Origin of the sequence: Pseudoalteromonas sp. S1610 (assembly GCF_005887465.1) — a bacterium.
In the GTDB taxonomy this organism is placed as follows: Bacteria; Pseudomonadota; Gammaproteobacteria; order Enterobacterales; family Alteromonadaceae; genus Pseudoalteromonas; species Pseudoalteromonas undina.
Genome location: NZ_PNDI01000023.1, coordinates 1 through 23,669 on the forward strand (window position 1 = coordinate 1; position 23,669 = coordinate 23,669).

Here is a 23,669-nt window from a genome sequence, read left to right on the forward strand (position 1 = left end):
AATCCGCAAAGGTCAACAGGCCCTAGGCTTATTTATTTTTATTCGGCGACTAGCTGCTCGCTACGGTAAAAACCACTAGGCTTACTCAACAAGCTTACTAGTTCAGGTAACACGTCATCCATAGTTTGTTTCAGCTTCCATGGTGGATTTATCACTATCATTCCAGAGGCGGTCATACCATGTACTTCTGTGTCTGCTTCGGTACCTAATTCAAATAATTGAATATTTTTAATTCCCGCGTCAATTAAACCCTGCTCCATATTATCAATACGTTCTCTGTCCACAACCGGATACCAAATCATATATGTACCCGTCGCAAAGCGTTGGTGGGCTTTGACAATGGTTTGTACTACCGTATTGTAATCGTCTTTTATTTCATAAGGTGGGTCTATTAACACACAGGCTCTGCGCGAAGCTGGCGGTAATAAACCAATTAAGCCCGCAAACCCATTTTCGCCGCGTACTCGAATAGAGCGCTTACCTTGCATGTTTTCTTCAAGTAATACCAAATCTCGCGGATGCAACTCAAAAAACCAGCCCTTATCTTGGCGGCGCAAAAAGTGTTCGGCGATTTTTGGTGAACCTGGGTAAAACGCCAGAGACGAACTTTCATTAAACGATTTTATTAACTCAATGTAGTCGTTTAAGGCACCGTGCTGACTGGTATGTTGCCAAAGTTTTTCTATGCCATCTTGGTACTCTTGGGTTTTTTGCGCGTCTGGTGCTGCCAGCTCAAAAAAACCAGCACCCGAATGCGTATCGATATAGTCAAGCGGCTTATCTTTTATTGTTTGATAACCCAGCACTTGCGCTAACACTAAATGTTTAAGTACATCGGCAGGGTTACCCGCATGAAAGGAGTGTCTGTAACTAAGCATTATTTATTTTCGCCATACGCTGTTTAATAAAATTAGTGAACCATAAAGCACACTGCTTTGGCAATCGTCACAGCAAAAGCGGGTGTTTACGTGAACCATTTCTGAATGAAAAAGCCAATAGCATGAATTATCCCTTAACATAGAATAAAAATCACCTAAAACCAGCGTAAATGCTGGCAAATAAACACACTTTGCTTTACATTTGCATGACATTAATTACAGTTATATGAGCGCATTTATGAACAACAATACTCTTCAACAACTCGAACAACTGATCGACCAACTAATTACCCGTAATAATCAGTTGCAAACTGATATTACAGAGCTTAAAGAGCAAAACAGTAAACTGCTTGATGAAAATGAGTTATTACAGTTAGAAGCCCTTGAAAATGAAGAAAAACAAAAAGATGCAAGCACCACCTTGTCGTCATTATTAGATAAATTACAAAGCGCACAACAGGCAAGCTAATGTCTGAGCTGCAAAACCAGCGAGTCACTGTTGAATTGCTTGGTAAAGAGCAGCAATTTGCTTGTCCGGCTGGGCAAGAAGAGGCACTAAAAGCGGCCGCCAAAAATCTGAATGATTTAGTTGAACAAATGAAACAACGTTCAACTGTCAGAAACGATCAAAAAGCATTACTTATGGCTGCTTTGAATTTAAGCCACGAATTGCTTGAAGCAAAAACTCAAAAATCAGTTGAGCTTGAGCATCAAGATCAATTGATTGATAAGTTAAGTCAATACTTAAGCTCAAACTCTGAACACACTAAATAAAAGCGCATTTTGCGCTTTTATTGTTTTTACCGTAAAAATATAGCTAGAGAAAAAGATGCAACCACTTTTAACTAAAGCTCAAAAAATAGGTAAGTGCTTACTGCCTTTAATCTGTCTATTTATACATACAAAAAGCAATGCAGCAGTTGAGTGGCAATCGTTATCGGCTAATATTCAATTTATCAAGCAGCCAGATAGGTTACGTTTTTACGACTCTAATCAAGTGTTAATTCAGGGCAGTGAGTGTGCCTTACTGGTAGATGCCAGTGGTAACTTTGCAGCAGTAGAACAACTGGTTACCGAACTAAAACAACAGCTAAAGACGCCTTTATGTTACTTAGTTGCCACTCATTTTCATGACGATCACTTGCTGGGCATGGCGGTTATGCAGCATTACTTCCCAGACGCAAAACTGATTTCTCACCAACAAGTCGCTAACGACTTTTCGCGTTATCAGCAAGCATTAACAGATAAGCTAGAGGGGTTCGAGAAAAGCATTGAGCTGAGCTATCAGCGATTAGCCACCTTACCCGATGCAGAGCAAGCTCAATGGCGAGAAAAGCTCACTCGCGCTAAAACACGCTTATTTCGCTGGCAGAATTATCAACTAACACCACCAAAAATGAGTATTAGTGAGCCTAAAACATTAGATTTAGGAAATTATGTATTAACTATCAACCCGCATCAGGCACATACTAATGGCGATCTAACACTGCTTGCCGACAAAGGTAAAACCTTAATAGGTGGTGATATCATTGACTGGCTTCCCTACCCTGGGCATGGCGAGCTTAAACAATGGCAAAGTTTATTAAAAAAATATATAAATAATAATTCGCTGTCACTTTTTGTTCCTGGCCATGGCAATTTAGTCGATAAAGTTAAATTAAAACAGTCACTCACGTTTTTAGAAGCAATTACGGAGCAGGTTAAAAATAACCCTGAAGCCAGTATTGAGCAATTACAAAAAAAATTCCCAAGTGAAGTACTAAAACCTTACCAACAAGAACCACTTGATATAAAATCAAGTAACTTATTTTTGCAATCGGGATTACTTCGCGCTAAAAACAGTCAATAACTGAACACAATGGATTGTGTTAAAATATGGAAATATATTTTTTAAAAAGGAACAAAATGCGTCACCTGATCTTATGCTTTGCCATTGTATTGCTATGTAGCTGTAAAATCACACAGCCAGAGATCATTGCGCCTGTAGTCCCTGCACCTGTAGAGCAAAAAACCGCACAATCAAACACGCCGAACTCTACAAACACCAAAAAAATCATTAATAAAAAAACAATACCTAAAGCCCTAAAAGTAACTCAACCAACTGACTTATGGGCACATATTGCTGATAATTTACATTTACCGGTTGAGCAAAATCAGGCGTTAAAGAAACGCATTAACTGGTATTTAAAACAACCGAATTATTTAAAAATAGTGTCTCGCCGTGCAGAGCCTTTTTTATATCATATCGTAAAAAAAGTAGAGCAAAAGCAGCTCCCTATGGAACTGGCATTACTGCCATTTGTAGAAAGTGGCTTTAGACCTACCGCCCGCTCAAGTGAGCACGCTGTGGGTGTGTGGCAACTGGTTGCAGCAACTGCACATCATTTTGGGGTTAAATCAGATCAATGGTACGACGGACGCCAAGATGTATTGGCCTCAACCGATGCAGCACTAGATTACTTAAGCTATTTACATAAACGTTTTGATGGTAATTGGTTGCATGCACTTGCGGCCTATAACACCGGTGAAGGCCGAGTTAAACGTGCTATAAAACGCAATCAAAAACGAGGGAAGTCAACTGACTTTTGGGCACTAACCCTACCAAAAGAAACCGCTGACTATGTACCAAAACTATTAGCATTAAGCTATTTAGTAAAACACCCTAAGGCAAAATTTAAACGCCCAAAGCTTCCTTATAAAGCACTGACCACCTCGTTAAATGTGGCAAAACAGTTCGATTTTTCAATTATGGCCAAGCTCTCTGGTATGGGTGTAAAACAGCTACATGCTCTTAATCGGGGTTATTTAAAAAACCAAAGTTCCCCCCATGGCCCGCATACTTTATTGCTTCCTATTGAGCAACAAGCTTTACTAAAAAACCGTTTTTTTAAAGCCAATTTTGCAGGCGAATACATAGTCAAAAAAAATGACACACTATACGGTATTGCTAGGCATTTTGGCTTGCCTTTAAAGGCACTAAAACAGCTCAATAATAAGCAAAATAACTTTATTGGTGTTGGCGAAAAACTTATTTTAGGAGAGCCTCAAACGTTACCTGAATCGCTCACTATTAACTATAAAATAAGCCCTTATCTGGAACAAAAAGAGCCCGTCATTCCAACCATCGAGGTAGATTACCACGTTAAACCCGGTGATAACCTGTGGAATATAAGTCAGTTGTATGGCGTTGCTCATAGCGATTTAGCACGTTGGAATAAGTTATCAGCATCTAGCGTATTAAAGCCTGGGACTCAGTTAGTTTTATTTATACCCCAAGCTGCGACACCTAAAACCACACCGGCTAAAAAAGATCTGTTACTCGACTTACAAAATACATTAAATCATCCCCGTTAAGTTTCTAAAGCGCAGTATTTCGCGTAAAATTGCTTTTTAATTTATTTAAATCTTAAAGAGACATGCATGCAAATCAGTAAAAATTCGGCCGTTGAATTTCATTACACCCTTAGCGAAGCCGGTGAACAAATAGAAAGTAGCCTTAACGACGCGCCATTAAGTTACATTCACGGCAGCGAAGGCATGCTACCCGGTTTAGAAACCGCACTTGAAGGTAAAACTGCTGGTGATAAATTTAGCGTAACGTTATCTCCAAGTGAATCATACGGCGAGCGTGTTGATGATTTAATTCAGCGCATTCCGCTTAAGCATTTACAAGGCGATGTAAAAGTGTGGAAGCCAGGTATGACTGCAATGGTGCAATCAAATCAGGGTCGCCATCAAGTGACTATCGTAAAAGTAGGCCGCTTTAATGCTGATTGTGATTTAAACCACCCATTTGCTGGTAAAACGCTGACCTTTGATGTTGAGGTTGTATCAGTTCGTGAAGCAACAAGCGAAGAAATCTCTCATGGCCACGTTCATGCTGAAGGTGGTTGCGGCCACGCACATTAATTGCTAATTAGAGGAACAAGTATGTCAAAAGTTGCAATAGTAACCGGTGGCTCTAAAGGCATTGGCTTTGCTGTGGTACAGCGATTATTAACTAACGGCTATCAGGTTCATAACTTAGATATTGAGCCAAGTGAGAGTGGTGTTTTTCATCAATGTGATGTTAGTGATGTAACCGCCGTACGCCAGTGTATACAGGCTATTATTGAAAAAACACAACGTATTGATGTACTTGTTTCAAACGCTGGTAAGCATCTAAGTGCCACAATTGAGCACACCGATGAAGCGACATTCGATGCGTTAATGGCACTGAATGTTAAAGGTGCGTACGCGGCTATACAAAGCGTATTACCAACAATGAAAGCACAAAAAAATGGCGCTATTGTGTTAATTGCCTCAGATCAGGCCATTATAGGCAAACAAAATTCATTTGCTTATAACTTAACTAAGCACGCATTGGCTTCAATGGCTAAAACCACCGCCTTGGATTACGCAAGCTTTAATATTCGCGCTAATGCAGTGTGCCCTGGCACCATAGAAACGCCGTTATTTCATAATGCAATTGATGCATATTGTAAAAGAAGTGGTGCTAACAAAGCCGATATTGTTGCAGAAGAAGCCGCCTTACAACCGCTCAACCGTTTAGGTCAAGCCGATGAAGTTGCTGCACTGGTAAGCTTTTTAGTAAGTGCAGATGCCAGCTTTATTACTGGTAGCTTACAACGTATTGATGGCGGCTACACAGCACAATGAGCACTAAAATTATTGACCCGCATCTGCACTTTTTTAATTTGCTGGAGGGTCAATACACTTGGCTACAAGGTGCGAACCCACCAGCTTGGTCTAACTTAGATAAAATAAAGCAGCCCATCAGCGTTGCTGAACTGATCAAAAGTACTAACTTTGAACTCGCAGGTTTAGTGCACATAGAAGCTGGGTTTGATAATAACCAGCCAGTTAAAGAATTAAACTGGTTAGCCAAACATATTAAAACTATACCTTATAAAGCAATTAGCTTTGCAACAATTAACCAGTCAAATAACGCATTTAAACTAGCACTTCAGCAGCTAGATCATCACTCTCTTGTAGGCATTAGAGATATCACTGAAGGTCATGATGCCGAGCGCTTATTGAGCCCTCATTGTCTCGATAACCTGCGGCACTTGAGCCAATTAAAGCTGCATTTTGAAGCCCAATTTGAAGTAGAAAACCTCAACATCACTGAGCGGCTCATTTCTTATGCCAACCAAGTTAGTGGTTTACAAATAATCATTAATCACGCAGGGCTTGCACACAACCTTGCTAACTGGGCAACTGCAATTGAACTACTTGCAAAACAGCCTAATGTTGCGATTAAGTTTTCAGGTTTTGAATTACTCATGCTTAATAGCGAGCAGCAAAACCAATGTTTTAAACATATTTTAAAGCATTTTGGTATGCAAAGAGTGATGTTTGCTAGCAACTTCCCCGTGTGCCAAATTAATATTAACTACAACGAGTTATGGCAACATTATCGCAGCCTGTGTAGCGACGATCTTACATGGCAATATTTGAGTTACAAAAATGCTGCAAGCCTCTATCAACTCTAAATGAAAACCGCTATATTTAGCTCAACAGTTTAAAAAACGAGCATGCGTATGGCCATTTTTAATTCATCTTCTCTTAAATACACATTACTCCCTTTTTCACTAGCCGCTTTATTAACAGGTTGTGGTGGTGGAGGTAGCGACAATGCGACCAACCCAACAACTGATAATAGCGGCTGGACCTCAGGTGTATTTGCCAGTTCAGGGCAATTTAAAGGTCAATGCCAAGCAATTAATGAAAAAAACTGGCTACGCTCTTGGAGTAACGAAACCTACCTATGGTATGACGAAATTATTGATACCAACCCTGCATTAACGTCAGGGGTTATTGATTACTTTAATACTTTAAAAACGGAGCAACTGACTGAGTCAGGTGCGAAAAAAGATAACTTTCACTTTAGTTTGCCGACCGATGAGTGGCAAAGACAAAATCAATCCGGCCTAAGCTTTGGTTATGGCTTTAATATAAAAATAATTGCCGGTAGCGCGCCACGCCAAGCAGTTGTTAGCTACACCGAACCAAATACCCCAGCTAGTAATCAAAATATTATTCGTGGTTTTGAGCTTTTAGAAGTTGATGGCGTTGATTTTATTAACACCACCTCATCGAGCGAGGTAGGTATTATCAATGCAGGTTTATTCCCCGAGCAAACCGGTAAAGTTACCGAATTTGTATTTAGGGATATCAGCACTAATGAAAACCGCACAGTGACACTCACGTCTCAAAACATCGAATCGCAACCAGTAATGAATGTTCGTACCGATTTAGTCGCTGGTGATGTTGGTTATTTTCAATTTAATAGCCACAACGCCATAGCCGAAACACAGCTTTACAACGCCTTTAACCAACTCGCTGCCAGTAGCATTAAAGATTTAGTCATTGACGTGCGCTATAACGGGGGGGGATTATTACAAATGGCTAGCCAAGTAAGCTACATGGTGGGGGGCAGTAACACTCAAGGTAAAATATTTGAACGAACCATATTTAATGATAAATACCCTAATACCAACCCCGTCACAGGCCAAGCACTGACGCCGATGCCTTTTACAAATCGTTTTATCGGCTTTGAAAATAATCCTGCAATTGTAGCGGGCACGCCGTTACCCACCTTAAACTTAGAACGGGTATTTGTACTTACCACCAGCAGTACCTGCTCGGCTAGTGAGGCTATCATTAACGGGCTGCGCGGAGCAGATGTTGAAATTATTCAGATAGGCGCAGGCACCTGCGGTAAACCGTATGGTTTTTACCCTACCGACAACTGCGACACCACTTATTTTACTATTCAATTTACTGGCGAAAATAACAAAGGTTTTGGTGAATATTCAGATGGCTTTGCACCGCAAAATACCATTGATGACGCACGCCAACCGGTTCGCATTGCTGGGTGCGCTGTTGCCGATGATTTTACTAAGCGCTTAGGTGATGCTAGTGAAAGCTTATTAAGTACAGCGCTGAGCTATAGAGAAAACGGCAGTTGCCCTGCCCCAAGCTCAATAAATAGTGTTCTTGGTTTTGCCCCCACTATCGCCACCGATATGCCCGAAGTAAAAGATATGCGAGTTCAAACCATGCTAGAACAAAATATTATTCTTAGTGATAACATGAGATAAGCAATGAACATATTATTAGCAATAAGCATGACTGCAGCGACATTAGGGTTAACGGGTTGCTTAGCGCAAAGCTCAGAACCGACACCTAAGCTACAGCATGCGTTACTAATTGAGCCGAATAGCGCTAAAGTAGCCGATGCGATTACGCAACTGCTACATAGCTCACAGGTTCAATTAACCGACGACGTTTTTGTAACCTCAAGCACAGTTACCCTTGAGCAACTTAATCACAAAGATCCTCAGGGAAATCCGATTATGGGCAAGCAGCTTAATATGCCGGATCAGTTTGAACTGATGATTAAGGGAGAGCGCTGTTTTGTTCGCCATCTTGATAGCAAAGCAACCATCGAACTAAAACAGGTACTTTGTAAAATAAATCCACAGCGATAAAAAAGCCGGTCAGTGAGTTATCACTTACCGGCTATTCTTAAATAGGGCTATTTATTTTATTTCTACACGTTGTGAACGCATTACAATTTCATCGTTAAGCTCAATCCCAAGACCTGGTTCTTCTGATACTTCAAAAAAGCCATTTTTAGGTTGTGGATCTTGTAAGCACAGCTCTCTGTTCCACTTTTTAATCGCATAAGTATGATGTTCATGAATTAAAAAGTTAGGGATTGCTGTTTCTAAATGTAATGCTGCCGCGGTTGCAACCGGCCCACCACACACGTGTGCCTGAATACGCACGTCAAAAATATCTGCGTAATCACATACTTTTTTAGTTTCAGTAAAGCCACCACATAAACCAATATCTGGCTGTAGTACATCAATGCTTTGATCTTCTAAATATGGACGCACGCCCCAACGGTTATATAAGCGCTCGCCGCCTGCAATAGGCACAGCCACTTTATCAGCCACTTTGGCATGTAATGAGTGGTTTAAATAATTCACCGGCTCTTCAAAATACATACAATCAAATTCTTCTGCAATCTCACCAATTTGAATTGCTGATGTCGCACCAGGTAAACTGTGGCATTCAAAAATAATGTCAACTTCATCACCCACAGCTTCACGAATAGCCTGCATACGAGCGCGGTATAGTTTCATTTCTGGGCGAGAAATAATATTTGTGCGATCGTAATAGGTGTTGCCATCTTTATCGTATTGAATTGGGTCAACCTTTACCGCGTCATAACCTTCAGCTACTGCTTTTAGTGCCGCTTCGGCATATTCTTGTGGCTGGACCAGCGCTTTAAACTCACTGTCCCAGTCAAACTGCAACTGCGATGCATAAGTACGTAGTTTGTCGTTAACTTTACCACCAAGCAACTGATAAACAGGTAAACCCAATGCTTTACCTTTTATATCCCAAAGCGCAGTATCAATCGCACTCATTGCAGCATAAACCACCGGCCCACCGCCTAAACCCCAAAAGCTTTCACGCAACATACGTGACCATAGTTTTTCAGTTTGAAACGGGTCATGGCCAATTAAAAAGGCATCTGCCATTTCTTTGATCATCGCAGCGGCAGCACTGTGACCTAAGTCATACGCAAGACCGGCTTCACCTACACCGCTAATCCCTTCATCGGTATGAATGCGAACAAATACCGGCGTCCATGCAGGACGCTCAGGACAATGAATGTCAAAGACTTCAACGCGATTTACTTTCATAAAAAATTCCTTATTAACCTCTATCGGTTATTTTGCAAAACTTGGGTCAAGACGATACGCTTTTCGTAACATGGCAGGCCATGCTAGCTGCCCCCCAGTACTGCCGCTGTGAACAACGTTCGCTTGATTATAAATGTTATCAATAATAGCTTGTGGTACTGCAATCGCTTCTTGTGCACTTGATTGAATAGCTAACTGTATTTCACAGGCACGTTGAAGGTCATAAAAGCGCATAAACGCATCACCAACTGTTGGCCCTACCGTTAAGCCGCCATGATTCACCAATAGCATATGATTGGTGCTACCTAAATCTGTTTGCAGGCGTTTACGCTCATCATCATTCACCGCTAGGCCTTCATAACCATGGTATGACAGAGAGGGTAATGAAAACATCGAATACTGACTTAACGGTAACAGCCCTTCTTTTTGTGTTGCAACTGCAATGGTTTCTTTAGTGTGTAGGTGTATTACACAATGGGCATCCTCGCGTACTTCATGAATGGCACTGTGAATGGTGAACCCCGCAGGGTTAATATCAAATGGAGTATCGTCAATAATGCGGCCATTTAAATCAACTTTAACTAAGTTAGATGCAGTGATCTCATCAAACGTTAAACCAAACGCGTTTACTAAATAATGATCCGTACCTGGTAGGCGAGCAGAAAGGTGCGTATAGATTAAATCCCCCCAACGAAAATGGTCAACTAATCGATAACATGCAGCTAAATCAACACGTAGTTGCCACTCTTGTTCTGACACTTTATTTTTTAAATCGAGCTGGGGTAAATCAAACATAACAAGCCTTTTAAAACACAGCATAGCGCTAGTGATTGTAGATGTTTAGAAGTCTAAATGAGTATTCGCATGATGGCAATCACCAAATAAAAAAGCCACACAAAGGTGTGGCTCTTTTAAGGTCTCGTTAGCGATTATTGTACTTTTGATAGGTAATCGGCAATCGCTTCAAACTCTTCATCAGTCACAGTCGCAACCATTGCTTTCATTGCCATAGACATACCGTTGTTACGAGCGCCTGACTTAATGTCTTTCATTTGCGCTACTAAATACTCTTTGTTTTGACCATTTAGCTTAGGGTACATCGCCATGATAGGTGCTTTACCATCTGCACCATGACATGTTTGACAGTTTTTAGCGGTATAAAGTGCTGCGCCATCAGCAGCGGCGGCTGAAAATGAAAAACTTGCGGCTAAACCAATACCCGCGCCTAATAAAAGTGTTTTTATCTTGCTCATTGTATTTACTCTTCTTTTTTACGGTTAAAAAAAACGGTTGTGATAATTGTAGTCAATAAATCTTTAAAAAGCATACGTCCTTGATAAGGTTTGACGATCAATCAGAACAAATACGTGTATCCCTCATAAAACAAATATTAGCTTGCCTTAGCTGAGCAGATACTTAATAACACCTTACCAAATAAGATCGTCTGGTACTTCAAAATCAGCGTACGGATCGTCTTCGTCCTTGGCTTTGTTCTCAGGTTCAACATGAAACACAATATACTTTTCATCAACCTCAGCCACTTTGCGTGCAGGCTCGTCTTCTAACACGTAAAACTGGCCTTCTAATACACAAATTGCTAAACGTCCGCCCGAGAGCGCCTTTTGCGTTTGCTCATTCACATCAAGGCCCTTTACTTTATTTTCATAAGTAAAGTTAAAGGTACGCTCACCACGAATTGACTCTTGATTGTGATGCTCTAAAATTTGCTTAACACGGGCTACCTGTTCACGTTGCTTTAATTCTTCTTGGCGCGTTTTGTTAAGCTCTTCGGCTTTTTGCTGCTGCTCAAGCTTGGTTTGCTGAATATGCTTTTGCAAATCATTTGGGTTGCTTGTCGCTCCCTTCTTTTGCTTTTTCTGTTGCTTGCGCTTTTCTGATTTAGCAACTTTGGCTTTATGTGATGTTGTTAAACCAGCTTGGAGCAATTGCTCTTGTAGTGACCCCATGGCGTGTTCCCACTAAAAACGAATATTAATGCTATTTTAATCACCAACGAGCGTAAATAACAGCGCTATTGGTATTAATCTAACAAACTACTGAAAACAAAGCATGATTTAGCGCAATAAAGGTTAATTTATGAAAACCCTAGCAGTTTTGTATATAATGCGACTCAACTAATAAGCAATGTTAACGGCAGTCAATGCGCTTATCTCACTTACTCCTTTGTTCTGTTTTTATTTTTTTTGTCTTATACGCACCACAGCCATTATTAAGTTTATTTGCCACCGAATTTAATGTAGCGCCTGCCATTGCAGGCAGCTTAATGACTGCCACTATGCTGCCTTTAGCCATTGCCCCTTTGGTGTATGGGTTGTTTCTAGCCAAGCGAAACCCATTATTAATTTTACGCATCGCAATGTTATTACTCGGTGTCGGCTGTTTATTATTTATTTATGCCCCTAGTTTTGAGCTACTGTTACTTGTTCGGTTTTTACAAGGGCTGACTTTACCTGCCGCTTTAACCGCAATGACCAGTTATATTGGTATGAGCTATCAAGCCGATACATTACAAAAAAATATGACTCTTTATATTGGTAGTACTATTGTCGGTGGTTATTTTGGCCGAGTATTGGCTGCGCTCTTTAGCGACTTGTGGTCATGGCAAAGTTTTTATTACTTAATTGCTGCCATGTTGATAATACTCGCGCTTAGCATTCCCCATAAACGCTTTGTCCTGAGTAGCTCTAGTGAGGTGTTATCACCTTTAGATTATATGAAACAACTTAAAGAAGGCTCGGTACTTAAACTTTATGGTGCCATATTTTGTATGTTTTTTTGCTTTGCCGCATTATTAAACTACTTGCCTTTTATTTTAAAAAATACCTTTTTAATTAATAACACCCGCGACATTGGCTTAGTTTATAGTGGTTATTTAATTGGCGCGTTAGCCTCTATTTTTACCCCGTGGTTATTAAAAAAAATGACCTCAGCTTGGCGCTTATTGGCATTGGTATTCCTGTTTTATAACCTCAGTATTGTGTTATTAATGAGTCATTCACTGATGTTGTTTTTAATTGCATTCACACTCTTTTGTGGCGCTATGTTTGTAATTCATTCAACAGCGGCACCATTGGTTAATAAAATTAGTCACGCTCCACCGAGTGTTACTAATGGTTGTTACGTGTCATTTTATTATAGCGGTGGCGCACTAGGATCGTTATTACCTGGGGTGGTTTATCAAGCACACGGGCAAACCGCATTTATGGCAACACTTCTTGCGGTTTGCTTATGTGGGCTGGGTCTTATTTTGTGGGCTCAGCGCGAGGGTAAAAACATCACCCGCGGCTGATGTTCAGTAAAATCAAAAAAACGCAGTAAATCAGGCTTAGTTAATAACCATGTTTGGGTGTTTTCAAATGGATGGCAATGAAATAAATCGCCAAACCAAATATCCTGATCAAGCCAAAGCGTTACATCTCGTTGCTTATCGTTCATTAAGCTGAGCATTGACACACAACCTGGTGCAACTTTTAAGTACTTAGCCAAGCGCTCATTAGAGGCAAACCCTAAACGCGATAGCCCTTGCTGTTTAGACAACGATTTTAAATCGAGTTGTTTATCATGCGCGGTGATCACTAAAAAATGGCGCTTACCTTCGTTATCTCGCAAAAATAGATTTTTTAAACGTGTTCCTGGGCGATTCACCATCAGCTCGTCAGCATCTAAGCTACCATGCAACGCTGGATGCTCAATCACATCATAGTTAATATCAAGTTGGGCTAACACCACCGCTAATTTTTGTTTATCCGCTAACATACTACAAACAACGCCCTCTTAATTGCACACTTAAATCTCGCCATAGCACTTCGTTTATTTCATGCTTATCTGCACAATAGTTACGTTGTGCAAGCTCTTTATTAAGAAACTCTACCGCTTGATCTTCTAATTGTAACTTAAGCACGCTCGACTCTTCAAAATGCTCTTGTTCGGCAAAACGCTTAACATCGCTTCGGGTTAGCTTTTTATTAATATTAATTTGCTCGCGGCTCTTAGCCTTTACAGAGACCACATAGGCAAAAAGCTTATTACCTTGATCATCAACGGTGTCATAAAATTGTTGATTATTAATTTCATAGGGAGGCTCATCTACCGAGCTGGCACAGCCAAAAAGAAAAATCATGAAAACTAAAGCGTATTTTTTCATTATGTATTGTCGTTTTAGTAAATATTGAGGCCGAGTTTAACAAAAATTAGTTAAAACGGAAAAATTTGTGAAAAAATACTTGACCGAAAACGTAAAAATATTTAAAGTTCACCCCGCTTAAGACTCAGCACTTAAGCATTTACAGTACATGTAAATTAGGAATGTGGGGCTATAGCTCAGCTGGGAGAGCGCCTGCCTTGCACGCAGGAGGTCAGCAGTTCGATCCTGCTTAGCTCCACCACTTTCCTACCCTCTCCTTTAAGTAATATCCTTATTTTTATATTCTAAATAAACTTCTCTGTTAATAATGCTTTGTATTTTTTAATCTCTTTGTTTGCTTAAGTGTTTAATTTTGCTAAATCGAGATCAAAAATGCCGAGCAAAGCCCGGCATTTTTATTATTTATTGAGTTGGGTTAGTTATTCGCGAACTTGACCAACACCATTAACTAAATATTTTTCAGTGGTTAATGACTCAAGTCCCATAGGGCCATAAGCATGTAACTTAGTCGTTGCAATACCAATCTCTGCACCTAAGCCTAGTTGTGAGCCATCAGAAAAGCGTGATGACGCATTAACCATAACAACCGACGCATCAACACTACGTTGGAATAACTCTGCCGCCGCATCGTCCTTAGTACAGATAACTTCAGTATGATTTGAACCGAATTGAGCAATGTGCTCAACGGCTGCATCAAAACTTGGCACAATACGAATTGCTAACTCTAAGTCTAAGTACTCTTCACCAAATTCGTTATCAGCAAGTACAGTGGCATTATCAAAATATTCAGCCGCTTTGGCGTCAGCATTAATTTTTACACCTTCTTGACGAAGTACAACTGCACACAGATTTAAAAACTCATCAGCTACATCTTGGTGTACCACTAAACCCTCAAGTGCATTACATACACCAGTACGCTGAGTCTTACCATTAAGCAGTAAATTTAGTGCTACTTCTAAATCAGCATCTTTATCTACATATAAATGACAAACGCCTTTAAAATGCTGAATAACAGGGATTGTGCTGTTTTCAGTAACATAGTTAATTAGGCCTTCACCACCACGAGGGATGATTAAGTCAATGCTATCGCGTTGTTGCATCAACTCCATTAGTAAAGCACGGTCAGGATCAGGAATCACTGAAATTAGCGCAGTTGGTAGACCATGTTTTGTAAGCACGCTATGCATTACACTGGCAATGGCTTGTGAGCTTTTCAGCGCTTCTTTACCACCGCGTAAAATAACACCGTTACCTGACTTAAAGCACAATGCACCTGCGTCAGCCGTTACATTAGGACGCGCTTCATAAATCATACATACTACGCCAAGTGGTACACGCATTTTACGAATTTTAATACCATTTGGGCGTTCAGTAATGTCACGTAACTGGCCAACAGGATCATCTAATGAAACAATCACTTCGATACCCTCAGCCATGGCTTCAATACGCTCATCATTCAATGTTAAACGGTCAATCATTGATGCTGCTAAATTATTGTCGCGTGCTGCGCTTAGGTCACTCTCATTTTCTTTGATTATAAATTCTTTTTGCTCTCTTAATGCCGCTGCCATATCGGTTAACACTTTGTTTTTAGTCTCGGTATCGAGTAAAGCAAGTGTATGTGCAGCCTTTGCTGCCTGGCGTGATATATCCGTAATTAAACTCATGACTTCTCCAATAATGCGATATCTTTTTCTGAAATAATTGGTCCAATTGAATCCTGCATTTTTTCGCTGAATTCACTCTGCTCGTTATCTGCAATAAAGTTTAACAAGCAGCTACTGTAATTTGCTGTGGCTTTAGCTAAACGCGTACCATCTTCACTGCGAACTAAGATAGTATCGCCCACAGCAAACTCGCCATGTACTTCTCTGATCTCATCGCCACGTAAGCAACCGTCTTCACCTTCTAATGAGTCATCAAATGACCCTTCAACAACGACTTCCCCCTGCTCATTGGCGGTATGTGTCATCCAGTGAATAGAATCTTGCATTGGTTTTTCATAAGGCAAGAATACGCTACCTGGGTTTTCACCGGCTAACAAGCGAGTAAAGGTTTCTTCTTTAAAGCCATTAATAATGTAAGTTGCAATACCATGTGAAGTGGCTTTCTCTGCCGCTTCAATCTTGGTTTTCATACCACCTGTACCTACCGCACTGGTAGCACATCCTGCCATAGCATAAATAGAATCATCAATTGATTTTATTTCAGGCAATAATACGGCATCGTCATGCAGATTTGGGTTTTTATCATACAAGCCATCTACATCAGAGAAAATCATTAATGCATCTGCATCAGCGGCTGCTGCAACCATGGCTGATAAATTATCGTTATCACCCACTTTTAAATCATCTGTTGTTACTGCATCATTTTCATTAATGATAGGTAGCACGCCGTGTTCTAGCAATGTAAATACGGTTTCACGGATACTCTGGTAACGCTCACGGTCACGTAAATCACCATGAGTTAATAATAGCTGTGCTGATGGAAAATCAAAGAAACGATCCCACATGGCCATCATTTCTGTTTGCCCTGCTGCAGCCATCGCTTTTTTCATTACCACTGAACGAGGTTGGTCTGATGGAAATAAATGTGAGCCAGCCGCTACAGAACCAGATGAAACTAAAATAACCTCAATTCCACGTGCGCGACAGCGAACAATAAACTGTGCGATGGTTAATAAATAACGTGAACGACAGCCATCTTGATCGGGTGCAATTAAGGCACTGCCCACTTTAAGTACGATACGTCGCCAATTTAACTTTTGCATAAGTGCTCAACTTTCCATTTAATTTGTATTCATCACATAGATGAATGAAACCAGGTCGCCATGTTTATAAACACAGCGTCGAATTTATTTATCATTGCCCACACTTTTTACACACACGTACACCGTCTCTAAAACTAGCGTTTTAAATTGAGATGCAAAAAATAAATAGTATTAACCCAATAAATAAATCGGATCGTACTAACTAAAAAAATATAAAGTGTTGTTTATGTATCGCTGTAAAAAGCTGTGTGCGGCCTTTTTATTAACAACATACATAGAGCCTCTTAAGTCTGGTACACCAACAGATAGGGTGATGACTTAAGGACCGAGATTTAATCGCCACGATGGGGATTAAATATTGAAAGGTAATAGTTCAACTCAAACTTTTATTTATCTGCATTGAGCAAATAAACACTTTGAGCAAAACCATACCAAAGAGTACGGTAAATGATATTGTGTGTTCAAATATAACAAAACAAAGCAAAAACAATCAGTAAGAGAGTTAAGATGTTTATATCTAACATAATCTAGTATTTAAACTACAAACTTGATTAGATAACTAATTATTCGAACACGAAGTATAATACGTTAAAGTAGCTGCTTAGATCAAGGCTAAAATTCAAGCTGAATAGGTCGACACTACTAAAGCTAGTGTTTTTTGTATTAAGTATCATGTGGTTAGACTACTATAAATATGAATTATATAGACTATAAATTTGATAACATTTTAGAGAATGACGTTAACACTAAATAAATAAGTATTATTTATTAGCTAAATTGAATTTACACGTGTATACCCACTGTATTACTGGTAGGTAACAGTTATACTTTTAAACATTATTAATATTAAGGAGTTTTTACTCTATGTCAGCAATTTATATAGCCGGTATTGCATTGTGTTCGGTGCTAGCCCAATGGGTCGCCTGGGCGTTCAGAGTACCCGCTATTCTGTTTTTGTTGCTTACTGGGCTTTTATTAGGGCCATTTAGTGGCGTATTAGACCCAGATGCCTTATTAGGCGATTTACTTTTTCCTGTGGTGTCTTTAAGCGTTGCTGTGATTTTATTTGAAGGGTCTTTAACACTGCATTTTCGGGAGCTTAAAGGGATCAGTAAAGTCGTAAGAAACCTCTGCTCTATTGGTATGCTTATGACCTGTGTCGTTATCAGCTTAAGTGCCTATTGGTTATTAGAGTTAAATTGGCGAGTCGCAGCAGTACTTGGCGCTGTGCTTGTTGTAACGGGACCAACGGTTATTGCGCCACTGCTTAACTCAATGCGACCCACTCAAGATATTGACCGTATTTTACGCTGGGAAGGCATAGTCATAGATCCTATTGGCGCTTTATTTGCGGTATTAGTATTTGAAGCTGTGATGTTAGTTGGCCAAGGTGAAGTACTTAGCCACACTATAATTGCACTAGTTAAAACCGTTGGGGTTGGTTTAAGTATTGGTGTGGTTTCGGGTTGGATCACAACGCAACTGATGCGCCGCGAATGGTTGCCATTTGAGCTACATAAATTTGGCATTTTAGCGTTAGTGTTAATTAGCTTTTCGATTTCAAACCATTTAAGTCATGAGTCAGGATTATTGGCCGTAACTGTATTTGGTATTTGGTTAGCTAATCAAGATGACCTAGAAATAGATTCGGTGCTTGAGTTTAAAGAAGATCTGTCGATGATTTTGATCTCAACCTTGTTTATTTTACTCGCTGCCAGATTACAACTATCTGACTTAATGATGCTAGATAGCGACGTGTTTATATTTTTAGCTATTGTGCTATTTATTGCGCGCCCGTTGTGTATTGCTATTTCAACCTTTGGCACCGATTTACCAATGAAGTCTCGCTTGGTGCTGGCTTGGATTGCGCCTCGCGGTATAGTTGCTGCAGCCGTAGGCTCTGTATTTGCGTTAAGTATGATAGAAGCCGGTGTAGCCGATGCTGAGAAAATGGTGCCATTGATATTCACGGTTATTATCGTCACTGTGGTACTGCAAAGCTTAACGGCTATCCCTGTTGCTAAGTTGCTAGGGGTGCGCCAGCCCTCCCCTAATACTATTTTAATTATTGGTGCCAACCATGTATCTCGTGCTATTGCTCGTGGTTTAAAGGAACAAAACATTCCCGTTCACTTATCAGATCCTGCTTGGGAAAACTGTAAAATGGCACGTATGGATGGTTTGCCTTGTTATTACGGTAATCCACAATCTGAGCATGCTGAACGCTATTTACCTTTAACCACTATTCGCAGTGTTTTAGCGCTTTCACCTAATCGTCATCATAACGCATTAGGGGTGCAGTATTTTTCTCATTTATTGAATGAAAAAAATGTATTTTCACTTCGCTCATCGTCATCACATGCTAAAGCAAATAAAGACAGCGCGACGTTCTTATCACGACAAATTCTGTTTGGTGAAAACGGAGCATATGCACGCTTAAGCAGCGTTATTGCCAAAGGCGGTAAAGTGAGTGCAACACGAATATCTGAAGAATTTAGCTGGCAGCAGTATTTAGAAATGAACCCTGAAGCAATTCCACTGTTTATTCTCAAAGGGGATAAAGACAGTGATGAAGACGCTCCAGTGAAAATGAGGCCTTTTACTAGTGATATGGAAAAGCCACCACAAGAGGGTGAACGAGTAGTTGCATTGCAACCGCCTAAAATATCGCTATTAAAAGATCCTGCCAATAACAAAGTCAAAGACAATAAAAAAGACGAGTAATAACTAAAAAAAGCGAGAGTGCGGCAAAAGCACTCTCGCTTTTTTACATAGGTAAGCGCGCGCGGGTAACGACACTGGCTGGCATTTTTTCAGCAAGTTTAGTTAATGCTCTCTCTATTTTTTTATGTGTCGCTTTATCAGCTACCGTGGTGTTAAACAGCCAACGATAAGCATCTTCGAAATCTCTTGGACTTCCATAACCTTGATTAAACAAACCAACTAATCGTAATTGCGCTTTTAAGTTGCCTTGCGCTGACGCCTCACGTAAGTAGGTTATTGCCATGGTTTTGTCTTTTTGGACCAACTGCCCAACGTCGTAGTAGCGACCTAGTTGCTCTAATGCAGCCGCTAAGCCCTGCTCAGCCGCTTTTTTCATGTAATACACACCTAAAGCAACATCGCGCTCAACACACACTTTATAAGCGAGCATATCACCGTATAGGAATTGATATGATGGCAATGCCATTTTATTGGCTCGCGCTTCTATATCTTGCACTAACTGGCAATTATCTGCCTTTACGCGCGCTAGATGAGTGTTCTCATTAATTAAAGCTATTAACTCAGATTCAGTATACAGCGGCACAGCTGCAGGACTTTCTTCAGCTAAGCTATTGCTTATATTGAATAAAGTAAGTGTAAGTAGTGATAATGACCACACTGAGCAACGAGAAGATAAACGCATATTAACCACTTTAAAAATAAACTTACCAAATAATATACAAAGATCGTTCCACTATTAATAGCGTCACTTTTCTGCAGACATAAAAAAAGCTGCGCATGGCAGCTTTTTTTCAACATAAACCCAATTATGCAAATGGGCTACGAAGTATCATCGTTTCAACACGATCAGGACCTGTAGAGATAATATCAACAGGTACTCCAGTGATTTCTTCAATACGTTTAATGTAATCAATTGCCGCTTTAGGTAAGCCTTCAAGTGATGTTACACCCACTGTATTTTCAGACCAGCCAGGCATTTCTTCGTATACTGGCGTTACTTTATCGTAACCTTCAGCTGCTAATGGCGTCACGTTAGTCACAGTACCATCTTCAAGCTTATAACCAGTACAGATTTTAAGTGTTTCTAAACCATCTAAAACGTCAAGTTTAGTTAAACAAAATCCTGAAATGCTGTTGATTTGGACTGCACGGCGCATAGCCACGGCATCTAACCAACCTGTACGACGTAAACGACCTGTAGTAGCACCAAACTCATGACCTTTGTCACCTAAATGCTTACCGACTGGGTCTTGCTTATCAAGACCGTCGTAAAGCTCTGTAGGGAAAGGACCTGAACCTACACGTGTTGTGTACGCTTTAATGATACCTAGCACATAATCAAGGTGTAATGGGCCAAAACCCGCACCTGTAGCAACGCCACCAGCGGTGGTGTTTGAAGATGTTACATAAGGGTAAGTACCATGATCGATATCAAGTAGTGTACCTTGAGCACCTTCAAATAAGATGTTGTCACCGGCGTTACGCGTTTGATCTAAAAGCTCAGTTACATCAACTACCATTGCTTTTAAAATGTCAGCAACAGCCATTGCATCATCAAACGTTTTTTGGAAGTCAACAGCGTCTACTTTGTAGTAGTTCACTAATGTGAAGTTGTGGTATTCCAATACTTCTTTTAACTTAGTAGCAAATAATTCAGGATTGAATAAATCACCAACACGTAAACCACGACGTGCTACTTTATCTTCGTACGCTGGACCGATACCACGACCCGTTGTACCGATTGGTTTATCGCCACGCGCAGTTTCGCGAGCTACATCTAATGCAACATGGAAAGGCAATATTAGCGGACATGCTTCACTGATTAAAAGACGTTCACGTACAGGTACGCCACGCTCTTCAAGCATGCCAATTTCTTTCATTAGCGCTTCTGGTGATAAAACAACACCATTACCAATCACACATTTAACATTGTCACGTAATACACCCGATGGAATAAGGTGTAGAACTGTCTTTTCACCGTCGATCACTAAAGTATGGCCTGCGTTATGACCACCTTGATAACGAACTACTAAAGATGCTTTATCTGTAAGGAGGTCAACTACCTTACCCTTACCTTCGTCACCCCATTGGGTGCCTAGTACAACAACGTTTTTACCCATTGCAAATTCACTTAGAGAAAATTAGGACGAGATTTTACCAGAAAACTAAAGCAATGTTCACCCCGTTTAGCTTATTTTTTCCTCGTGCGGGTAGTAAACATCAGTGTTTCGTTAATAATCACATAAATAACAGTCATTTATAAACTTAAAATTCAGATAACAAAAAGCCCTGCAATTGCAGGGCTTTCAAGTTTAACTAAAGCTATGATTACTGAGCTTTCGCGCCTTTCATGTATTGGAAGAAGTCGCTATCCGGTGATAACACCATCACGTCTTGCTTGCCTTTGAAAGTTTGCTTATAAGCTTCTAAAGAGCGAACAAAGCTAAAAAACTCAGGGTCTTTATTGTAAGCACTAGCGTAAATCGCAGCAGCGTCAGCATCACCTTGACCACGAACAGAACGAGCATTACGTTCGGCGTCGGCAAGCATTACTGTTACGCGACGGTCAACACCTGCACGAATTGTTTCTGCTTTTTCCTGACCTTCAGAGCGGTGCTCTTTAGCAACTGCAGTTCGCTCAGCGCGCATACGTTGGTAAATAGAGCTACTCACCTCTTGTGGTAAGTTAATTTGCTTAACACGCACATCAAGTACTTCAATACCCAGCTCACTAGCACTTTCAGATGCTTGTACTAACGCTTCTTCCATCAGCTCGCTACGCTCACCAGATACAATTTCACGAATAGTACGCGTACCAAAGTTAGTACGTAGGCCATTATTTACTTTTTGCTTAAGCAGTGTTTCAGCGTATTGCTTGTCACCACGTGCACGCAGGTAAAAAGAGCTAAAATCGTTTACGCGCCATTTTACAAACGAATCAACGATTAAGTCTTTTTTCTCGCTAGTTACAAAGCGATCCGGTGTGCCATCTAGTGTTTGAATACGTGCATCAATACGACGTACTTGACTAAAAAATGGGACTTTTAAGTGTAAACCCGGGCCATAAACTACTGCCTCATCGTCGCTGTCTTTTTGCACTTTACTAAATAAAAGTACAATCGCTTTTTGACCTTCAGAGACCACGAACACCGACGAGAAAGACATCACAATGGCGGCTAATAGGATTACTAAACTAAAGTTTTTCATTGCTCTTATCTCCCGTCGTTAAAGCGATCATTGTTAAAGCGATCGTTACCACTATTAACTGTGCTGTTGCGTGACGTATTTACCTTGTTACGTAAATCGTTGATATCGCTAGAGCTAGGTAAAGCAATACGTGTTGATGAACCCTGTTTTTCCATGATTTTATCAAGTGGTAAGTACATCATATTGTTGCCGCCTTTAACATCAACCAACACTTTAGAGCTATTACCTAGCACTTCTTGCATCGTGTCTATGTATAAACGCTCACGTGTTACTTCTTTAGCTGCTTGGTATTCTGGAAGTAATTTCTCAAAGCGAGCCACTTCACCTTGCGCTTCTAAAGTAATACGTTCTTGGTAACCTTCAGCTTCTTGCGTCATACGAGTCACTTGACCACGCGCACGCGGTTCAATTTCACGGGCATACGCTTCTGCTTCACGAATAAAGCGTTGCTCATCCTCTTGGGCCGCAATTGCATCATCAAACGCATCTTTAACTTCCATTGGTGGACGAGAGTCCTTGAAGTTAACGTCAGTTACGATTAAACCTAAGTTGTAAGGTTCGATGATTTGATTTAGCTCATCCCAAGTATTTTGACGTACAACTTCACGGCCGTTTGTCAGTACTTGGTCCATTTTTGAATGACCAACAACATAACGCAGCGCACTATCTAATGCTTCTTCAAGGCTGCTGTCAGCGTTAGTGACACTAAACTTATATAAGTAAGGGTCGATTACTCGATACTGTACTTCAAATTCAACGCTTACTACGTTTTCATCTTCGGTTAGCATAAAGCCTGATGCTGATAACGAGCGAACAGCTTCGATATCGACTGGAATAACCGTTTCAACAAAGGTCATTTTCCAACGCAAGCCAGGATCTGCAATTCGGTCAAACTTACCAAATTGAAGAACGACGCCGCGCTCAGCTTCTTTCACCGTATAAATACCGCTTAACGCCCATACAATTGCAGCGATAATAAGTACAAATGAAATACCGGCTCCGCCAAGTCCACCGCCGCTACCATTGCCGGATTTTTTACCGCCAAATAAGCCGTTAAACTTGTTACTGAATTTGCGGAACACCTCGTCTAAATCAGGTGGGCCTTGATCACGTCCGCCTTTGTTATTCCACGGATCTTTGTCATTGCCATTATTACCCGGTTCATTCCAGGCCATAGCTATACTCCATTGTTATCTAAATAA

General features: G+C 40.5%; 24 protein-coding genes and 1 tRNA gene. 12 read left to right on the plus strand and 13 right to left on the minus strand.

What is annotated here, in order from left to right:
- Positions 1–38 precede the first annotated feature (38 nt).
- Entirely contained in the window at positions 39–878 is an 840-nt protein-coding gene (locus CWB77_RS10420; RefSeq protein WP_055012396.1) for a 23S rRNA (adenine(2030)-N(6))-methyltransferase RlmJ, read from the minus strand.
- A gap of 238 nt (positions 879–1,116) precedes the next feature.
- Here CWB77_RS10420 and CWB77_RS10425 point away from each other — a divergent pair, with 238 nt between their 5' ends.
- The 9 genes from CWB77_RS10425 to CWB77_RS10465 all read left to right on the plus strand — a co-directional run bounded on the left by CWB77_RS10425 (position 1,117) and on the right by CWB77_RS10465 (position 8,374).
- Positions 1,117–1,347, plus strand: coding sequence for a hypothetical protein (locus CWB77_RS10425; RefSeq protein ID WP_008113449.1), 231 nt, complete (start codon positions 1,117–1,119; stop codon positions 1,345–1,347).
- Positions 1,347–1,652: a cell division protein ZapA gene (locus tag CWB77_RS10430; RefSeq protein ID WP_010391716.1), complete on the plus strand. Its 306-nt coding sequence runs from the start codon at positions 1,347–1,349 to the stop codon at positions 1,650–1,652. Before CWB77_RS10425 ends, CWB77_RS10430 begins: the two co-directional genes overlap by 1 nt.
- A 55-nt stretch (positions 1,653–1,707) precedes the next feature.
- Entirely contained in the window at positions 1,708–2,727 is a 1,020-nt protein-coding gene (locus CWB77_RS10435) for an MBL fold metallo-hydrolase (RefSeq protein ID WP_054202645.1), read from the plus strand.
- A 56-nt stretch (positions 2,728–2,783) separates the two neighbouring features.
- Positions 2,784–4,232 (plus strand): transglycosylase SLT domain-containing protein, encoded by a 1,449-nt coding sequence (locus CWB77_RS10440; protein WP_138622659.1) that lies wholly within the window; start codon positions 2,784–2,786, stop codon positions 4,230–4,232.
- 66 nt (positions 4,233–4,298) lie between these two features.
- Positions 4,299–4,787 carry an FKBP-type peptidyl-prolyl cis-trans isomerase gene (locus CWB77_RS10445; RefSeq protein ID WP_054202647.1) on the plus strand — a complete coding sequence of 163 codons (489 nt, stop codon included), beginning with the start codon at positions 4,299–4,301 and terminating at the stop codon, positions 4,785–4,787.
- Positions 4,788–4,808: 21 nt separating this feature from the next.
- A complete protein-coding gene (locus tag CWB77_RS10450) occupies positions 4,809–5,537 on the plus strand; it encodes an SDR family NAD(P)-dependent oxidoreductase (RefSeq protein WP_054202648.1) in 729 nt (242 codons plus the stop codon).
- Positions 5,534–6,373: an amidohydrolase family protein gene (locus CWB77_RS10455; protein WP_138571265.1), complete on the plus strand. Its 840-nt coding sequence runs from the start codon at positions 5,534–5,536 to the stop codon at positions 6,371–6,373. Before CWB77_RS10450 ends, CWB77_RS10455 begins: the two co-directional genes overlap by 4 nt.
- 48 nt (positions 6,374–6,421) lie before the next feature.
- Positions 6,422–7,984 (plus strand): S41 family peptidase, encoded by a 1,563-nt coding sequence (locus CWB77_RS10460; RefSeq protein WP_138622661.1) that lies wholly within the window; start codon positions 6,422–6,424, stop codon positions 7,982–7,984.
- A gap of 3 nt (positions 7,985–7,987) precedes the next feature.
- Entirely contained in the window at positions 7,988–8,374 is a 387-nt protein-coding gene (locus tag CWB77_RS10465; protein ID WP_054202651.1) for a hypothetical protein, read from the plus strand.
- Positions 8,375–8,425: 51 nt separating this feature from the next.
- Here CWB77_RS10465 and CWB77_RS10470 read toward each other — a convergent pair whose 3' ends face one another.
- The 4 genes from CWB77_RS10470 to CWB77_RS10485 all read right to left on the minus strand — a co-directional run bounded on the left by CWB77_RS10470 (position 8,426) and on the right by CWB77_RS10485 (position 11,568).
- Positions 8,426–9,601: a mandelate racemase/muconate lactonizing enzyme family protein gene (locus CWB77_RS10470; protein ID WP_054202652.1), complete on the minus strand. Its 1,176-nt coding sequence runs from the start codon at positions 9,599–9,601 to the stop codon at positions 8,426–8,428.
- 27 nt (positions 9,602–9,628) lie between these two features.
- On the minus strand, positions 9,629–10,396 hold the full coding sequence (locus tag CWB77_RS10475) for a class II aldolase/adducin family protein (RefSeq protein ID WP_036980336.1): 768 nt from the start codon (positions 10,394–10,396) through the stop codon (positions 9,629–9,631).
- Between the two features lie 134 nt (positions 10,397–10,530).
- Positions 10,531–10,854 carry a c-type cytochrome gene (locus CWB77_RS10480; protein ID WP_036980337.1) on the minus strand — a complete coding sequence of 108 codons (324 nt, stop codon included), beginning with the start codon at positions 10,852–10,854 and terminating at the stop codon, positions 10,531–10,533.
- Between the two features lie 174 nt (positions 10,855–11,028).
- Positions 11,029–11,568: a DUF2058 domain-containing protein gene (locus CWB77_RS10485; protein ID WP_036980338.1), complete on the minus strand. Its 540-nt coding sequence runs from the start codon at positions 11,566–11,568 to the stop codon at positions 11,029–11,031.
- A 194-nt stretch (positions 11,569–11,762) separates the two neighbouring features.
- Here CWB77_RS10485 and CWB77_RS10490 point away from each other — a divergent pair, with 194 nt between their 5' ends.
- Positions 11,763–12,911: an MFS transporter gene (locus CWB77_RS10490; protein ID WP_138622663.1), complete on the plus strand. Its 1,149-nt coding sequence runs from the start codon at positions 11,763–11,765 to the stop codon at positions 12,909–12,911.
- On the opposite strand, the gene CWB77_RS10495 is transcribed toward CWB77_RS10490, so the two are convergent.
- Both CWB77_RS10495 and CWB77_RS10500 read right to left on the minus strand, forming a co-directional pair.
- A complete protein-coding gene (locus CWB77_RS10495; protein ID WP_138622665.1) occupies positions 12,878–13,378 on the minus strand; it encodes a prolyl-tRNA synthetase associated domain-containing protein in 501 nt (166 codons plus the stop codon). The genes CWB77_RS10490 and CWB77_RS10495 overlap by 34 nt on opposite strands.
- 1 nt (position 13,379) lies before the next feature.
- Entirely contained in the window at positions 13,380–13,766 is a 387-nt protein-coding gene (locus CWB77_RS10500; protein ID WP_138622667.1) for a hypothetical protein, read from the minus strand.
- 165 nt (positions 13,767–13,931) lie between these two features.
- Between CWB77_RS10500 and CWB77_RS10505 the strand changes: the two genes are divergently transcribed.
- A tRNA-Ala gene (locus tag CWB77_RS10505) sits at positions 13,932–14,007 on the plus strand.
- A 178-nt stretch (positions 14,008–14,185) separates the two neighbouring features.
- Here CWB77_RS10505 and CWB77_RS10510 read toward each other — a convergent pair.
- A complete protein-coding gene (locus CWB77_RS10510; protein ID WP_010391694.1) occupies positions 14,186–15,433 on the minus strand; it encodes a glutamate-5-semialdehyde dehydrogenase in 1,248 nt (415 codons plus the stop codon).
- On the minus strand, positions 15,430–16,536 hold the full coding sequence (gene proB, locus CWB77_RS10515) for a glutamate 5-kinase (RefSeq protein ID WP_010391693.1): 1,107 nt from the start codon (positions 16,534–16,536) through the stop codon (positions 15,430–15,432). Before proB ends, CWB77_RS10510 begins: the two co-directional genes overlap by 4 nt.
- A gap of 864 nt (positions 16,537–17,400) precedes the next feature.
- Here proB and CWB77_RS10520 point away from each other — a divergent pair.
- Complete coding sequence (locus CWB77_RS10520; RefSeq protein WP_010391691.1) at positions 17,401–19,260, plus strand: cation:proton antiporter; 1,860 nt, start codon at positions 17,401–17,403, stop codon at positions 19,258–19,260.
- A gap of 43 nt (positions 19,261–19,303) precedes the next feature.
- Here CWB77_RS10520 and CWB77_RS10525 read toward each other — a convergent pair whose 3' ends face one another.
- The 4 genes from CWB77_RS10525 to hflK all read right to left on the minus strand — a co-directional run bounded on the left by CWB77_RS10525 (position 19,304) and on the right by hflK (position 23,642).
- Positions 19,304–19,942, minus strand: a complete 639-nt coding sequence (locus CWB77_RS10525) for a tetratricopeptide repeat protein (RefSeq protein WP_138571260.1) — start codon at positions 19,940–19,942, stop codon at positions 19,304–19,306.
- Positions 19,943–20,066: 124 nt separating this feature from the next.
- Positions 20,067–21,380, minus strand: a complete 1,314-nt coding sequence (locus CWB77_RS10530; protein ID WP_010391689.1) for an adenylosuccinate synthase — start codon at positions 21,378–21,380, stop codon at positions 20,067–20,069.
- Between the two features lie 208 nt (positions 21,381–21,588).
- Positions 21,589–22,467, minus strand: coding sequence for a protease modulator HflC (gene hflC / locus CWB77_RS10535; RefSeq protein ID WP_010391687.1), 879 nt, complete (start codon positions 22,465–22,467; stop codon positions 21,589–21,591).
- A 5-nt stretch (positions 22,468–22,472) separates the two neighbouring features.
- Positions 22,473–23,642, minus strand: coding sequence for an FtsH protease activity modulator HflK (gene hflK, locus CWB77_RS10540; protein ID WP_010391686.1), 1,170 nt, complete (start codon positions 23,640–23,642; stop codon positions 22,473–22,475).
- Positions 23,643–23,669: the final 27 nt, after the last annotated feature.

What these genes read in the sequence shown, in the direction of transcription:
- CWB77_RS10420 (WP_055012396.1), bottom strand. Translation starts at nt 878, where the DNA reads ATGCTTAGTTACAGACACTCCTTTCATGCGGGTAACCCTGCCGATGTA.
- CWB77_RS10425 (WP_008113449.1), top strand. Translation starts at nt 1,117, where the DNA reads ATGAACAACAATACTCTTCAACAACTCGAACAACTGATCGACCAACTA.
- CWB77_RS10430 (WP_010391716.1), top strand. Translation starts at nt 1,347, where the DNA reads ATGTCTGAGCTGCAAAACCAGCGAGTCACTGTTGAATTGCTTGGTAAA.
- CWB77_RS10435 (WP_054202645.1), top strand. Translation starts at nt 1,708, where the DNA reads ATGCAACCACTTTTAACTAAAGCTCAAAAAATAGGTAAGTGCTTACTG.
- CWB77_RS10440 (WP_138622659.1), top strand. Translation starts at nt 2,784, where the DNA reads ATGCGTCACCTGATCTTATGCTTTGCCATTGTATTGCTATGTAGCTGT.
- CWB77_RS10445 (WP_054202647.1), top strand. Translation starts at nt 4,299, where the DNA reads ATGCAAATCAGTAAAAATTCGGCCGTTGAATTTCATTACACCCTTAGC.
- CWB77_RS10450 (WP_054202648.1), top strand. Translation starts at nt 4,809, where the DNA reads ATGTCAAAAGTTGCAATAGTAACCGGTGGCTCTAAAGGCATTGGCTTT.
- CWB77_RS10455 (WP_138571265.1), top strand. Translation starts at nt 5,534, where the DNA reads ATGAGCACTAAAATTATTGACCCGCATCTGCACTTTTTTAATTTGCTG.
- CWB77_RS10460 (WP_138622661.1), top strand. Translation starts at nt 6,422, where the DNA reads ATGGCCATTTTTAATTCATCTTCTCTTAAATACACATTACTCCCTTTT.
- CWB77_RS10465 (WP_054202651.1), top strand. Translation starts at nt 7,988, where the DNA reads ATGAACATATTATTAGCAATAAGCATGACTGCAGCGACATTAGGGTTA.
- CWB77_RS10470 (WP_054202652.1), bottom strand. Translation starts at nt 9,601, where the DNA reads ATGAAAGTAAATCGCGTTGAAGTCTTTGACATTCATTGTCCTGAGCGT.
- CWB77_RS10475 (WP_036980336.1), bottom strand. Translation starts at nt 10,396, where the DNA reads ATGTTTGATTTACCCCAGCTCGATTTAAAAAATAAAGTGTCAGAACAA.
- CWB77_RS10480 (WP_036980337.1), bottom strand. Translation starts at nt 10,854, where the DNA reads ATGAGCAAGATAAAAACACTTTTATTAGGCGCGGGTATTGGTTTAGCC.
- CWB77_RS10485 (WP_036980338.1), bottom strand. Translation starts at nt 11,568, where the DNA reads ATGGGGTCACTACAAGAGCAATTGCTCCAAGCTGGTTTAACAACATCA.
- CWB77_RS10490 (WP_138622663.1), top strand. Translation starts at nt 11,763, where the DNA reads ATGCGCTTATCTCACTTACTCCTTTGTTCTGTTTTTATTTTTTTTGTC.
- CWB77_RS10495 (WP_138622665.1), bottom strand. Translation starts at nt 13,378, where the DNA reads ATGTTAGCGGATAAACAAAAATTAGCGGTGGTGTTAGCCCAACTTGAT.
- CWB77_RS10500 (WP_138622667.1), bottom strand. Translation starts at nt 13,766, where the DNA reads ATGAAAAAATACGCTTTAGTTTTCATGATTTTTCTTTTTGGCTGTGCC.
- CWB77_RS10510 (WP_010391694.1), bottom strand. Translation starts at nt 15,433, where the DNA reads ATGAGTTTAATTACGGATATATCACGCCAGGCAGCAAAGGCTGCACAT.
- proB (WP_010391693.1), bottom strand. Translation starts at nt 16,536, where the DNA reads ATGCAAAAGTTAAATTGGCGACGTATCGTACTTAAAGTGGGCAGTGCC.
- CWB77_RS10520 (WP_010391691.1), top strand. Translation starts at nt 17,401, where the DNA reads ATGTCAGCAATTTATATAGCCGGTATTGCATTGTGTTCGGTGCTAGCC.
- CWB77_RS10525 (WP_138571260.1), bottom strand. Translation starts at nt 19,942, where the DNA reads ATGCGTTTATCTTCTCGTTGCTCAGTGTGGTCATTATCACTACTTACA.
- CWB77_RS10530 (WP_010391689.1), bottom strand. Translation starts at nt 21,380, where the DNA reads ATGGGTAAAAACGTTGTTGTACTAGGCACCCAATGGGGTGACGAAGGT.
- hflC (WP_010391687.1), bottom strand. Translation starts at nt 22,467, where the DNA reads ATGAAAAACTTTAGTTTAGTAATCCTATTAGCCGCCATTGTGATGTCT.
- hflK (WP_010391686.1), bottom strand. Translation starts at nt 23,642, where the DNA reads ATGGCCTGGAATGAACCGGGTAATAATGGCAATGACAAAGATCCGTGG.